Raw genomic sequence first — 12,633 nt, 5'->3', positions numbered from 1 at the left:
CTGCTATCAAAAAATAATATGGCAGTGGCTGAATTTGAATTTGAATTTAATATTGAGGTCACAATGAAAAAAAATTATTTAAGTCCTTTGGCATTATTAATTTCGGCAACTTTATTTTCAACGATTGTCAGTGCTGAACAATCAGCAACTCAAGTTGTCGATGCACTCGCGAATATGGATGTAAAAATTAATGTTATTGATAACCAAGCTGGAGAGCATGGTATTGATTGCGCTGCACTAGGTGCAGACTGGGCTGCTTGTAACCGTGTTGATATCACGCTGACGAATGGTTCTGATGCGATAGAGTCTGATGATTGGGCGCTCTACTTTCACAGTATTCGACAAATATTAAAGCAAGATAATCCACAATTTAAAATTACTCATGTTACAGGGGACTTACATAAAATAACGCCGACAAGTCAGTTCAAAGGAATTAAAGCCAATGAAAAAGTGGTATTACCAATAACAGGTGAATATTGGCAGGTCAATTATTCAGATTTTATGCCTCGCTGGTATGCAACTTCAGGTGATGCGTTACCACGCAACCTCAAGAGTACCGATACTCAGGATCCTACTCAGTTTGTAGCGCCATTTGAACTCAAGAATTGGAAAAGGGTAGGTGCAGATAACAATGTACTGATGACTGCTGAAAATCGTTACCAAAAAAATACCGCTTTAAATGCCCTATCTGAACAGCAAATGCGAGGGCAAATTTTACCTACGCCACTCGATATTACGTTACAGCAAGGAGACGTTGATTTATCTAAAGGTATAAATTTACATTTAGAAGGTTTAACAAAAGAGGAACTTGCAGTCATTGATGAGCATTTACAACAAGTTAAGCTTAAACAAAATAATCAAGGTTTCCTTGTTGAAGGTAAGATTATCCCTAATCAATTTGCTATTGATAATCAAATCAGCGGTGCTTATGAATTAGTGATCACTCCCCAAAAAGCACTGATTGTTGGTTATGATCGTGTAGGGCTATTCTATGGTATGGAGTCATTACTTTCAGCAGTCAGTGAATCCGAGAAGCCAACAATTGCAACGATGACAGTTAAAGATAAGCCTCGTATGGAATATCGAGGTGTTTTCTTGGATGTAGGACGTAATTTTCATAGTAAGCAAGTTGTCATGCGTTTAATTGACCAGATGTCACGTTATAAGCTCAATAAATTCCATTTTCATCTTACTGATGATGAAGGTTGGCGGATTGAGATCCCAGATTTGCCTGAACTCACAGAAGTTGGTAGTCAACGCTGTCACGATCTTGACGAGCAAACATGTTTATTACCTCAGTTAGGCTCAGGTGCTGAAAACAATAATATGGGGAGCGGTTATTTTACTCGTGATGACTATATTGATATTTTACGTTACGCCAAAGCACGTCATATTGAAGTGATCCCTGAAATTGATATGCCTGCACATGCCCGCGCTGCGGTGGTATCAATGGAAGCTCGCTATAATAAATTGAAAGCCGCTGGAGATGAAAAAGGGGCCGAGCAATACCGCTTAGTTGATCCATCAGATACATCAGTGACAACGTCAGTACAATTTTATGATAAGCGTAGTTACTTGAATCCGTGTTTAGAGTCATCTAAAAACTTTGTTAATAAAGTTGTTAGTGAAGTCATGCAAATGCATGAAGAGGCGGGTGTACCCCTGAAGACATGGCATTTTGGTGGTGATGAAGCGAAAAATATTCGCTTGGGGGCAGGATTCCAAGACAAAAATGGTGCTATTGAATTAGGTAAAGGGATAATTGATAAACAAATTGAAGATAAACCGTGGGCGAAATCGAAAGCCTGTCAGCTGCTGATTAAAAATGGTGATGTCAGTGATTTTGATCACCTATCGAGCCATTTTGCCAAACAAGTTAGTGAAGGTTTACAGCAAGAAGGGGTTACTACCATGCAAGCATGGCAAGATGGCCTAAAAGATGCTGTGAATGCTAAAGATTTTGCAACCAAAAATGTGAGAGTTAATTTTTGGGATACCCTCTATTGGGGAGGTTTTGATTCGGCAAATGACTGGGCAAACAAAGGCTATCAGGTCGTTATTTCAAATCCTGATTATGTTTATTTCGATATGCCATATGAAGTTAATCCAAGCGAAAGTGGCTATTATTGGGCGACTCGCGCGAGTGATGAACAAAAAGTTTTCTCATTTGCACCTGATAACTTGCCTCAGAATGCAGAAACATCGGTTGATAGAGATGGAAATCAGTTTACTGCAAAAAGTGATAAGCCTTGGCCGGGGATCTATGGCTTGTCTGGCCAATTATGGAGTGAAGCAGTTAGAACAGACGACCAAGTAGAATATATGCTATTCCCAAGGATCCTACCACTTGCAGAGAGAGCTTGGCATAAGGCGGAATGGGAGAATGATTACCAAGCTGGCCGTGAATATGTTGGAGGTAAAACACAGCATGTTTCACAGCAAAATTTAGCTAATGACTGGGATCGTTTTGCAACAATCGTCGGAGTAAAGGAACTGCCGCGATTAGATAGAGCGGGTGTTGCTTACCGGATCCCTGTTCCTGGCGCTAAAATTGAAAATGGCGTGTTACTGGCAAATCTTAGCTATCCAGGTTTAGTGATTGAGTACTCATTAGGAGAGAGTGATCACTGGCAAACGTATTCAGCACAACATCCACCAAAAGTGAATGGCAGCGTGAAGGTGAGAGCGAAAAATGCACTGGGCACACGAACAAGCCGTGTCGAAATAGTGACGCAAAAATAAGGTATCAGTATTGGTGGTATTCGTTAGATACCACCAATTACAATTAGCAGTTGCACTATTGCAGAGAAATTAATTCTTCTCTAGTTAAGTTTGTGCATTCCATTAAATCTTTAAAAATTTTTTATAATAGTTGGCGGTTATTGCTCTGCATCTAATGCTTTTTTATATATCTCTGCTGCGAAGCTGTACGCAAAATGATGACTATGACGATGTCATAGCTAAGTCTATTTGGGAGTCGTTATACATAATGTATGAAAATGACTTTCGTTGGCAGCTGATATCACAATCATAGCAACGGATCATAGGATGATGATTAATCAGAAAAGATATGATGCAAGGAGAATATCTGTGTGTAGATAAAAGAAAACCCCATGTAAAACATGAGGTTATTTGGTAATTAAGAGACTGTATGAGTGCCTTATTACAATAGCTATGAGTCGTTAAAAAACAACTCAATCACTCTTTTGCTTCGTGTGCATTTGCATTTTCACGGCAATCGCCATCAGCGCAGTGGCCATAAAGATATAAGCTGTGGTTAGATAGCTTAATACCATGACGAGCAGCAATATTCGTTTGGCGTTCTTCAATTGATTTATCAGAAAATTCGATTACTTTACCGCAATCTAAGCAAATCAAGTGGTCATGATGGTGCTGTTGAGTCAGTTCAAAAACGGATTTACCACCTTCGAAGTTGTGACGGGTCACAATGCCAGCATCGTCAAATTGGTTTAATACGCGGTATACTGTGGCCAGACCGATCTCTTCACCCATATCAATCAATTTTTTGTAGAGATCTTCCGCACTGACGTGATGGCACTCAGGCTCCTGAAGTACTTCCAATATTTTTAATCTTGGAAGAGTGACTTTGAGTCCAGCATTTTTCAATGCTTTATTGTTGTCTGTCATGCGGGTTTGTCCTGTATCTTAAATCAGAAATTTAACAATAATGAGACATTTTTAACATATATTCAGTTGTCTTCGAAACTGATTTACAATTATAGGCATGGAAACAAAAAATAGAAACCATGCATTGTCTCATTATTATAATAATATCAGCAATCCTACGCTGATTTGTTCGTTAGCCGAGGATCTCAGATAGAGACATCTCTGTTGAAATTTGTTGTACCCATGCATCAACACGCTCTTCGGTTAGCTCAGGCTGGCGATCTTCATCGATGGCTAATCCAATAAAATGGTTGTCATCATACATGCCTTTAGAGGCTTCGAAATGATAGCCTTCAGTAGGCCAAGCCCCGACAATTACTGCACCACGCGGTTCAATAATATCACGGATAGTTCCCATCGCATCACAGAAGTACTCTGCATAGTCTTCTTGATCACCACAACCAAATAAAGCAACAAGTTTGCCTTCAAAATCAATTTCTTCGAGAGTTGGGAAAAAATCATCCCAATCACACTGGGCCTCACCATAATACCAAGTTGGGATGCCAAGAAGTAAAATATCAAACGCTTCAATATCTTCTTTACTGCATTTAGCGATATCATGAACTTCAGCGTTATCGTTGCCTAATCTCTTTTGGATCATTTTGGCAATATTTTCTGTATTACCAGTGTCACTACCGAAGAAAATGCCTATGACTGCCATAAAGTGAATAACCTCTTGTTTTTCCAATCTGGTTTGAAAAGAGCCAGATAGGGCTAAATTTGAATAAATAAAACTTTGGCCTTATTTTGGCGAAAAACCCTGAATAAATCTGTCGAATTTGTGTGGTTTACTAAGACGAAACTATCTGTTTGAAGGCTCGTAAACCTGCGCGAGCTGTGACATTAGCATTTCTTCTATTAGCTCGCTACGGCTCATATTTTTTTCATCAGCCAGCTGATTCAATATGGCGACAGCATCTTCATTGAGCTTTAGTTCAACGCGGCGTAACCCGTTGACTTTATCTCTTTTAAGTTGATTACGTTTATTAATTCTTAATTGTTCATCCCGCGAAAGCGGACTTGTTTTAGGTCGCCCAGGCCTGCGTTCCTCAGCGAACAAATCAAGTGTGGTGCGATCAGTTTGTTCTTTTGCCATATTTCTTTAACACTAATGGGCGTGTACCAATAATCCAGCGCGCAATCATACCTTAGCTGTCGTCCTTGTGCCAGAGCGCATATTCAGTGAAAGTCTTTGATAGTAAAAAAAAGAACTGTTTGTTGGAAAAAGCACCAAATAATATTTAATTAGTGCTTTTTTCTGATTCACTAGCGAGTTTGCTGATGCCATAGACTGGCGTAAATTCCATTTTGTTGCAGTAAATCTTGATGAGTACCTACTTCAGCAACTGCACCTTCACGGATCACACAAATTTTGTCAGCATGCATAATGGTATTTAAACGGTGAGCGATACTAATAACGGTTCTTCCTTTAGTGATCAAATGCATATTAGCCATAATGGCTGCCTCAGATTCATAATCTAAAGTTGAAGTGATTTTGAATTCTGGATGTTTGAAATTAATCCTTATATGTCAGCCAGTTAAAAGTGTTAAGTGTGGCTTTTGACTGGCTTCATTCTTCGGCTGTGTCGAAATTGTGACATGCTCACTATATTTGGTTAAATGTTGACCGCTAAAGTGAGCGTATTTCTGAACCATTTCTAATGTTTCCCATCCTCCCATTTCTTTTAACACCATGAGTGGAGTTCCACTTTGTGCGTGCCAACTTGCCCATGTGTGTCTGAGGTCGTGAAAAGTGAAATCAGTTATGCCGGAATCAATCAATGCCTGATCATAACACTCTCGATAATGACAACTCCTTCGCTTCCCATTATTGGAAAACACGTAATCACCATCCTTTTCTATTCCATTTAGAATTTCAATGGCCACATCATTTAGCGGAACAGGTCTAGCTCGTCCTGACTTTGCATTATCAGCAGTTACATGAGCAACTCTTCTAATTAGATCTACGCTCTTCCACTTAAGCGATAATATTTCGCTTTTTCTCATGCCTGTTAAAATAGCAATAGAAACAAAATCCCTCATCCACTTAATTTTGATGTTAGATAGGAGAAGCTCAGCTTCCCACTTTTCTAACCATCGAACCCTGACAGTAGGTTCTTTCATCCTTGGTATGTAGGACGATTTAAGCAACCATCCCATCTTGTGAGCAAGTGAAAAAGCACGCATAATAAAAGAACGATATCTATTCTGTGTTGCATTGGATAGCTTTCTCTTTGTTTTTGGATTGTAAACGGGCAAAGAGTTGGCTATTTCATCACTGGTTATTGTAGATATTTTCCTTCCTTTAAATACACGTTGGAAATATTCAGCGTAGGCAAGTTTTGTAGGAAATGACGCTTGTCCTTCGGCATCTTTTAAAGCCAGTAACATCATTTCCTCAAACGACCTATCCGGCATCCTGTCCAGCTTTTCCATTTGCCATAGGTCATGTTTTAACTTGTCATGATACTCTTGGGCTTTGACTTTATCCTCCGTGCCAGCAGGTTTTCTAATTCTTTCTCCGCTTGGTGCTGTAACGTCAACCCAGTATTTCTTACCTCTTTTGTAGATCGGCATGTTTTCCTCCCGCTACCGACTACAGCCAGCCGATAGACATTATTGTCGTTAAACTGCGCCTGTTCAAACTTTTTCAGGCTTTCCTTGTTTGCGCGCCATGATCCGCCAACTTTAAACATGTAATATTTTGATGGCTTTCTGTATATAGTACTTTTTGATAGGTTCAATAGCTTCGAATATTCTTCTACTGTGTAATATTGGTCATCCACTATTAATCTCCTTATCTATCGTCATAACATAGTGATTGAGCCACATGTTAGGTGTGTACTTTAGTTTCTTATCGGATGGTAAATATTTAGTGAATTCGGGAAGGTGCTTGAGTAGAGTTTTGGTTGATATCTCGTTTGTTATTTTGTCGTATTTCTTCAGTTCTTTGCGGCATTTCCTTGCCACTGCTCGCAATCCGTTTTCATGCTCCTGTGGTGTCATAATCCACCTATGCTATTTTCCATTCATTTAATATTTGATTGCCGATGTTTATCAATTCATCTCTATCGACAGTGCTAATTATCTTTCGTGGTTTGATATTAAAGCGGTCTATTTGAACCGTGATTTTCATGATACCCGCAAACTTTTTCAGCAGACTTTCTAGCGGCTACTGCTTCCGCTTTTGTATCATAGCACCCCAAATTAACCTGCTTATTTCCTATCCATATACTAGCTTGCCATTTACACTCGTTATACTTCGATACACCAGAATATCCAGATGTATTAGTTTTATGCCTTCTGGCATTTCTATTATTTTCAGTAACGCTAACACTTCTTAAATTAGATATTTTATTATCGGTTCCATCTCCATTAATATGGTCAATCATTTCAGGTTGCACATTGTGATAGATAGCCCAACAAACTCTATGTGCTAGATGAGTTTGGGTGTTGGTTTTTATTGACCTATATTTTTTTCCATTCTTATTTATCCTGATATTACCAACAACTTTTCCGGCTTTTTTATTATTAAATGATTTGGCTGCATGCTCATTCTTGAACTCAGAAACATCTCGATAATTCCAAATTAAATCTCCTGTATCTGGATTGTATGTGAATAGTTTTTTCATTTCCTCTATATCTATATATCTGGCTTTTGGCATTTTATTTACCTCTTTGTTTGCCATCTATCACGCAATTCCTTTGGTGTATGGCTACCTCCGTAATCAGCCTTCATTCTCCTCATCCTTCATTAATAGAAATAATTCCATAGCAGCGCGCAATACATTTTCATTGTATATAGTGTGGCCGTAGAACTCGCCAATTTCGGCATTAAATGCAACAGGAGTTGCTGTTTTGTATGGGCGAATTGCAATACCATTCTCAATAATAATCAGCATTGCATCGGATGGGTTGTTGCAGGGGTCGAAATATCCATGCGGTAAGAAATCACCACCATCAATACCTGCAAGGTAAACTTCTTTTTTATCTGGACACCAATCATAGTTATTCTTACCCAGCACAATGTGAGCTACTTTTAAATTAATCTCGAAGTCAGATAGTTCGGTGTATTTATTCATTGATTAACTCCAAATTATAAATGCTGCACACAACAACTAATCCCCCATCAAATATTATGCAAAGCCTTTTATGTTCATGGTTAGAGTCAGAAACGCGACCATTGCCAAAATATACATGGGAGACCTTATCGCCGACTTTAAATTTCATTATTCATCACCAACGTATTTAATTTTACCATCCATCATTGCGTCAATTATTGTTCGCAATTCCCAACACCAATAAGCAGACTCGACATATATTGATAATTTTCCGTAGTCGTGTTGCTTACGCTTGATAAATCGTTCTGCGGCTTCTTTTGTTAGATGTGAATTTACTGTTCTGTAATCCCATTTCCAGTAGTAAATATATGAATCAGATATGACATTATTAATCGCATCGGCTTTACTGTGGTCGTCTAATTCATCCCATTCGTACACTTCAAATTCATCGACATATTCAAGAACCTTACATGCCATATCTTCTTCAAGGTCATTAAATGCTTCGTCTATATCATCGTAATAATTATCTTCGCAATAAATCCCAACTTCGTCATCGTCGCTACCAGTTACTATGACTTTCTCTCTAACTGTGAATATTGGGCTTGCAGTGTAGTGATAATTAACTCCTTCACCTTGATTGTGATATTTAAGTCGCTCAATAAAGTTATTCCATGTTTCGTTATTTAAATTATCACCATCTGCCAATGATTTAATTTCGCTCATCTGAATACTTCTCCGCACTTAATCTCAACATCCCGCACCTGCATTATCTGCCACGCACGACTCTCGCATTCTTGCTGTGTGTATATTTGCTCAGACACAGGCACAGCAGAACCCTGTATTAGCATGAGTAATACATATCCGATTATTTGTATGGTTATTTACTTTTGAATTAAATCAGCACGAATATATAACGTGTCAGTTGGATGAATTCTATCTACACACCAAGTCACATCATCACTACGTAAATTAACTGGAAATTCAGGTTTATTTATTACCTCTGGTTCGGGGTCAACTTGTAGCCATATTAATTCTGGTGCGGTAGGGCAATTAATACTTTCTGGTAAATTATTAATTAAACTCTCGCGTGATGCTTGCCATACATCGAATAGATTTATCGTTGATGATTTATTCTTACTGCGCCACTCTTCAAATTGCTGCCTTGATTTATCCATCACTCCACCTTTTTAATATTTGCAATTGCTAATTCCATTTTATGACGTGCTGATGAATTAGAAGAATGAACAATAATTTCAGGCGCTTTAAATCCATTTAAATAAACTTGTTCTTCTATCCATAATAAAACGTCGTAGCCCGTGCCGCGTTCATCATCACCTAAATCATGGTCTAGGCTAATTAGCTCAACCTCGCCAGTTTCCAGTAATTTAATTGCTTCATCAGGCCAGTAAACACGCACAAATCCATCTGGCGTTATGCGCTCGTCGTCGAGATAGACTTTCATCACTCCACCTTTCTATATCCAGCTTTATATAAGCGTTCTGCGTATATATAAGCATAATCCCTAACAACATCAATTAAACCTTCTTCACCAATAGAAATAATATCAGCTATACGTTCTATTTCCCTTTTAGCTATATGCTCACGCTTTTCATCTGCCATTTCTTTCGCTAAATCTGAGCAGTCAAAGCAAATATTTGCATTCTTACCCGTAATTAAATTATCTTTGCCAACCTCTTTATCACATAAGTTACAAACATCTTTCGGGTCTGGCTCTGGTACAACAAATTTCATAATTTGTCCTTGGTACGTAAAATCATTCATATTCATCCCTCTTATTGCGTCTATTTAATCGCTAGGATTAAAACTTTTCATGGCAAATATTTAATTATCACCTACAATTAAGCCCGAAAGGTTAATAACAAGCTGTGCAACTTTCGCCGATGCTCCCTGTGTCGGCTTTTTTTATCTAAATATCTTGCCAAATCCTTCCTCGTTAACTATTCTTAAACTGCATACACAGATAAATTATAAGTTTCATTCCTACACGTCCCCTTGCCGCTATCTCTCTGGGCGGCTTTTTTATTCATTGCATCCTTGCAAATATATCCTTTGGTTAAATCACATAGGGAAGGGTCAGAATGGAATAGAGTCATCCCAATCCATCGGTGGCTCAGGTGGCTGCGCTTGTGGTGATTGTTTTGGTTGTTGCGGCTGTCCCCATCCACCTTGTTGCTGTGTGGATTGTGACTGTGGTTTCTTGTCTAGAAACTTCACGATTCCATCCATGCCTACAGTGACCTCAGTCGAATATCTATCTTGTCCTGACTGGTCTTGCCATTTTCTAGTTCTGAATTTTCCTTTTACAAAAACTAGCGAACCTTTTTTAAGATACTCACCAACGTTCTCGGCTAGTTTTCCGAACACAACAACACGTATCCATTCAGTTTTTTCTTTTTGCTCGCCCGTTTTTTTATCTCTCCAACGCTCAGAGCATCCGATAGACATAGTTGCTATGGCGTCACCGCTAGGTTGATATCTAATTTCAGGATCATTACCAAGATGACCAATAATATTTACTTCGTTTAGCATGGCTTACCCCACTGATTGCCAAATTGAATGCCTAATTTATTTAAACCCTGATCCATTACTTCAATGAACTCGGGCACTAATTCGTCGAATTCTTTCATCATTTTTTCGTCACGCTCCACAGGGAAATATGCAATTTCTTTTCCTGCTGGCATTCGTGGGTCAAAATTTGCAAAGTGCCAGATATCCTTACCTGTAACCCACATGGAATATTGAACTTGAGCCACATATTCCTTTTTCATTGCATCGATTCCGTTCAATGCTAAGTCGATAAATACGTCCGTGTTATTCGGGCATTTAAGCTCTAATCCTGAGCCATCACTGCAAATGCCGTCTGGTGAGCAAGCTATCCGTAGTTGCTCGTCTTTGAATATTATTGGCACTTCCTTTGCCGTTAATCCGGTGTAAAACTCGAATGTCATCCTTGCTTCTAATTCGTAGTTTTTACCCCATTCCAGCGTCCTTGCTGATACTTCCTTGTAAACTCCCGTGCAAACTTCACCAATTAGGGTGTTTAAATATGTTTTCTTTGTGTCTGACCATTTAGTGCCAGACCTTGGTTTGGATATGACTTTCCATGCCTCAGAGGCAGTCACAACACCTAACCTGATTGACAACCACTCTTCGCTTCCTTGATCTACTTTGGTTAAATCGATGCCTGTTTTGCTTAGAATGATGTCATTGCTAATCATTTTCCTTCTGCCTTTTTCCTTAGCATGTCGATGATTACGTTCGCTTCAAACACAGTTATTTGTTCAGGGTGGGTAATCTGGCGATTGAATTTCTTGCTTATGAATTCCATAAATGTATCGCTCCATTCACCATCAACCTTAATCATTAGGTCTGTGATATTTTCCATTTGTTGTTCGCTTGCAGGAGTAACATCACGGGGCTGCGACTGTTCGCTTTTAAAGTCGATACCTTCACAAGCTTCGGTGTTAACGTAGTCAATTGCTTGGTCTAGTCGCTCCCTGCGAGGCCAGTATTTAGCGGCTTGTTTAACAACAGTTTTCAGAATCATTTGCTCTTCATCTGTAACCCAAGGGCATTTTGCCTTTTTGGATATCCAAGCTTTCCAAGCTGATGACCTATCGCGAATAGCATAGATATCTGCTATAGCCATTGTGTGAGTTAAGTAGTCGCCGTCTTCTGTTTTAACTACCGTGTAAGCTCCGACTATTTCGCCTCTTTGCTCTTGTGTGGCAAAGGCGTTGTATTCATGGCGAGGTGCGGTATCTATTGAGGTGAGTTGGAAGTTATCATTCTGGCGTACAATGCTTGATTGACACCACTTAATAGCCCCTGACTGCTGGGCTATATGCATTAATCCCATGTAGCTAATATCTAGGCATACTTTCTTATCACGAGGCACTAAGTAAGCTAGTTTTTGCGCTGGGTTTAAGCTAATACCAATAGCCGCAATGTTCATTACAGCACTTCGAACTGAAACAACGTTATTCACTGCGACATTCGCCAGAAAATCATTATTAGCAAATATCTGCATAGCAAATTCAGACTCCCTCTTAAATGCTATGCTAGGCTCACTGCATACCTGCTCAAATTCCGTTTTGAGCGGGTTAATAATTTCATATACCTTTTGAACTGCTGTGCTCACAATAGCCTCCTTTCGCTTTTTGCAGTCTCAAAAAAAGCATTCCATGCTTCATCTGATTCTTGAGTTGTCATTTTCTGTATGACTGATGAGGGAAGGGCATCATAAAACCGCTGAGCAATTTCATTAGTTAACTCATCATCCTGATTTGCTAAATGTTCCTGATTAGCTCTGGCATCGTAATATTCATACTCTGAAATTCTCATGCCGCCTCCTTGCTATTAGCTTTGATGTAATCAACGATCCATCGTCCATCACCAGCCGCGATTGCTTCGTCCATAAAACTAGCGAGCTGGTCATTGTCCTTAATGTTTTCGTACCGTTCTTTTTCCGTGAACTGTAGTTTGCTGATGATTGTTCCGTAATCACCGTCAATCCGTTTTATGTCATTTCCATTGACACAAGTAATCATTGATCCTGCCGATGTGTGGTCGCATCCAAAATTAGATATTAAAAACTGTATGCACTTATTCATAAGTCACCTCACAAAAGCAGGGAGAAGTAGAAGGGTAAATATTGCGATTACTGCTACACAAAGTCCCGTGCTAGGCTTTGTTTTGATTGATTGCTGGCGATTTTTTAGAAGCAACTCGCTACTTCTAATCGCTTGCGGTTTGTTTGGCTTAACCATGAATCCATCTCGCATTGCACGGTTATATTTCTGATTTGTACGCATGATTAATCCTCACTTATCGATTGATAGCGATTGTTATTTAGGTTCTGGTG

The 12,633-nt window shown here is 39.1% G+C and carries 17 protein-coding genes and 1 pseudogene; 1 reads left to right on the top strand and 17 read right to left on the bottom strand.

The features are described from left to right. The first annotated feature begins 63 nt into the window (after positions 1-63). A complete protein-coding gene (locus tag M1E96_RS14670) occupies positions 64-2,742 on the top strand; it encodes a beta-N-acetylhexosaminidase (RefSeq protein WP_272581005.1) in 2,679 nt (892 codons plus the stop codon). A 456-nt stretch (positions 2,743-3,198) separates the two neighbouring features. On the opposite strand, the gene fur is transcribed toward M1E96_RS14670, so the two are convergent. From fur to M1E96_RS14585, 17 genes and pseudogenes are all read right to left on the bottom strand, one after another. After that, positions 3,199-3,648, bottom strand: coding sequence for a ferric iron uptake transcriptional regulator (gene fur / locus M1E96_RS14665; protein WP_070924902.1), 450 nt, complete (start codon positions 3,646-3,648; stop codon positions 3,199-3,201). A 172-nt stretch (positions 3,649-3,820) separates the two neighbouring features. Next, on the bottom strand, positions 3,821-4,348 hold the full coding sequence (gene fldA, locus M1E96_RS14660; RefSeq protein WP_070924901.1) for a flavodoxin FldA: 528 nt from the start codon (positions 4,346-4,348) through the stop codon (positions 3,821-3,823). Positions 4,349-4,489: 141 nt separating this feature from the next. Further along, positions 4,490-4,783 carry a LexA regulated protein gene (gene ybfE, locus M1E96_RS14655; protein ID WP_140180859.1) on the bottom strand — a complete coding sequence of 98 codons (294 nt, stop codon included), beginning with the start codon at positions 4,781-4,783 and terminating at the stop codon, positions 4,490-4,492. A gap of 170 nt (positions 4,784-4,953) precedes the next feature. Beyond that, positions 4,954-5,178: pseudogene (locus M1E96_RS14650) on the bottom strand (type I secretion system permease/ATPase); the annotation flags it as partial. A gap of 39 nt (positions 5,179-5,217) precedes the next feature. Further along, entirely contained in the window at positions 5,218-6,264 is a 1,047-nt protein-coding gene (locus M1E96_RS14645) for a site-specific integrase (protein WP_163860917.1), read from the bottom strand. Positions 6,265-6,791: 527 nt separating this feature from the next. Beyond that, positions 6,792-7,376, bottom strand: coding sequence for an HNH endonuclease (locus M1E96_RS14640; RefSeq protein ID WP_369427192.1), 585 nt, complete (start codon positions 7,374-7,376; stop codon positions 6,792-6,794). A 39-nt stretch (positions 7,377-7,415) separates the two neighbouring features. After that, positions 7,416-7,769 carry a phage protein NinX family protein gene (locus M1E96_RS14635; RefSeq protein WP_369427191.1) on the bottom strand — a complete coding sequence of 118 codons (354 nt, stop codon included), beginning with the start codon at positions 7,767-7,769 and terminating at the stop codon, positions 7,416-7,418. Positions 7,770-7,916: 147 nt separating this feature from the next. Next, a complete protein-coding gene (locus M1E96_RS14630) occupies positions 7,917-8,471 on the bottom strand; it encodes a hypothetical protein (RefSeq protein ID WP_369427190.1) in 555 nt (184 codons plus the stop codon). A 158-nt stretch (positions 8,472-8,629) separates the two neighbouring features. Continuing rightward, on the bottom strand, positions 8,630-8,923 hold the full coding sequence (locus tag M1E96_RS14625; RefSeq protein WP_369427189.1) for a hypothetical protein: 294 nt from the start codon (positions 8,921-8,923) through the stop codon (positions 8,630-8,632). Beyond that, positions 8,923-9,210, bottom strand: coding sequence for a cyclic-phosphate processing receiver domain-containing protein (locus M1E96_RS14620; RefSeq protein ID WP_272689643.1), 288 nt, complete (start codon positions 9,208-9,210; stop codon positions 8,923-8,925). Before M1E96_RS14620 ends, M1E96_RS14625 begins: the two co-directional genes overlap by 1 nt. Further along, the gene (locus tag M1E96_RS14615) at positions 9,210-9,530 is read right to left on the bottom strand and encodes a hypothetical protein (RefSeq protein WP_369427188.1); all 321 of its coding nucleotides are present in this window, start codon (positions 9,528-9,530) and stop codon (positions 9,210-9,212) included. Before M1E96_RS14615 ends, M1E96_RS14620 begins: the two co-directional genes overlap by 1 nt. A 312-nt stretch (positions 9,531-9,842) precedes the next feature. Beyond that, on the bottom strand, positions 9,843-10,298 hold the full coding sequence (gene ssb, locus M1E96_RS14610) for a single-stranded DNA-binding protein (RefSeq protein ID WP_369427187.1): 456 nt from the start codon (positions 10,296-10,298) through the stop codon (positions 9,843-9,845). Further along, the gene (locus M1E96_RS14605; RefSeq protein WP_369427528.1) at positions 10,292-10,984 is read right to left on the bottom strand and encodes a lambda exonuclease family protein; all 693 of its coding nucleotides are present in this window, start codon (positions 10,982-10,984) and stop codon (positions 10,292-10,294) included. The genes ssb and M1E96_RS14605 overlap by 7 nt, the downstream gene beginning before the upstream one ends. Then, positions 10,984-11,910 carry a RecT family recombinase gene (locus M1E96_RS14600; protein WP_349480936.1) on the bottom strand — a complete coding sequence of 309 codons (927 nt, stop codon included), beginning with the start codon at positions 11,908-11,910 and terminating at the stop codon, positions 10,984-10,986. The genes M1E96_RS14605 and M1E96_RS14600 overlap by 1 nt, the downstream gene beginning before the upstream one ends. Continuing rightward, a complete protein-coding gene (locus M1E96_RS14595; protein WP_369427186.1) occupies positions 11,907-12,113 on the bottom strand; it encodes a hypothetical protein in 207 nt (68 codons plus the stop codon). Before M1E96_RS14595 ends, M1E96_RS14600 begins: the two co-directional genes overlap by 4 nt. After that, the gene (locus M1E96_RS14590; protein ID WP_369427185.1) at positions 12,110-12,319 is read right to left on the bottom strand and encodes a hypothetical protein; all 210 of its coding nucleotides are present in this window, start codon (positions 12,317-12,319) and stop codon (positions 12,110-12,112) included. The genes M1E96_RS14595 and M1E96_RS14590 overlap by 4 nt, the downstream gene beginning before the upstream one ends. A gap of 66 nt (positions 12,320-12,385) precedes the next feature. Beyond that, the gene (locus M1E96_RS14585; protein ID WP_369427184.1) at positions 12,386-12,583 is read right to left on the bottom strand and encodes a hypothetical protein; all 198 of its coding nucleotides are present in this window, start codon (positions 12,581-12,583) and stop codon (positions 12,386-12,388) included. Between the last annotated feature and the right edge of the window lie 50 nt (positions 12,584-12,633).

The organism is Providencia sp. PROV236 (assembly GCF_033676985.1).
GTDB classification, from domain to species: Bacteria; Pseudomonadota; Gammaproteobacteria; order Enterobacterales; family Enterobacteriaceae; genus Providencia; species Providencia manganoxydans.
This window is presented reverse-complemented; position numbering and strand designations above follow the sequence as displayed.

Coding starts and splice junctions, on each gene's coding strand:
- ssb (WP_369427187.1), bottom strand. CDS start 10,298: ATGCTAAACGAAGTAAATATTATTGGTCATCTTGGTAATGATCCTGAA.
- M1E96_RS14630 (WP_369427190.1), bottom strand. CDS start 8,471: ATGAGCGAAATTAAATCATTGGCAGATGGTGATAATTTAAATAACGAA.
- M1E96_RS14585 (WP_369427184.1), bottom strand. CDS start 12,583: ATGCGTACAAATCAGAAATATAACCGTGCAATGCGAGATGGATTCATG.
- M1E96_RS14640 (WP_369427192.1), bottom strand. CDS start 7,376: ATGGCAAACAAAGAGGTAAATAAAATGCCAAAAGCCAGATATATAGAT.
- M1E96_RS14590 (WP_369427185.1), bottom strand. CDS start 12,319: ATGATTACTTGTGTCAATGGAAATGACATAAAACGGATTGACGGTGAT.
- M1E96_RS14645 (WP_163860917.1), bottom strand. CDS start 6,264: ATGCCGATCTACAAAAGAGGTAAGAAATACTGGGTTGACGTTACAGCA.
- M1E96_RS14595 (WP_369427186.1), bottom strand. CDS start 12,113: ATGAGAATTTCAGAGTATGAATATTACGATGCCAGAGCTAATCAGGAA.
- M1E96_RS14620 (WP_272689643.1), bottom strand. CDS start 9,210: ATGAAAGTCTATCTCGACGACGAGCGCATAACGCCAGATGGATTTGTG.
- ybfE (WP_140180859.1), bottom strand. CDS start 4,783: ATGGCAAAAGAACAAACTGATCGCACCACACTTGATTTGTTCGCTGAG.
- fur (WP_070924902.1), bottom strand. CDS start 3,648: ATGACAGACAACAATAAAGCATTGAAAAATGCTGGACTCAAAGTCACT.
- fldA (WP_070924901.1), bottom strand. CDS start 4,348: ATGGCAGTCATAGGCATTTTCTTCGGTAGTGACACTGGTAATACAGAA.
- M1E96_RS14615 (WP_369427188.1), bottom strand. CDS start 9,530: ATGAATGATTTTACGTACCAAGGACAAATTATGAAATTTGTTGTACCA.
- M1E96_RS14635 (WP_369427191.1), bottom strand. CDS start 7,769: ATGAATAAATACACCGAACTATCTGACTTCGAGATTAATTTAAAAGTA.
- M1E96_RS14670 (WP_272581005.1), top strand. CDS start 64: ATGAAAAAAAATTATTTAAGTCCTTTGGCATTATTAATTTCGGCAACT.
- M1E96_RS14625 (WP_369427189.1), bottom strand. CDS start 8,923: ATGGATAAATCAAGGCAGCAATTTGAAGAGTGGCGCAGTAAGAATAAA.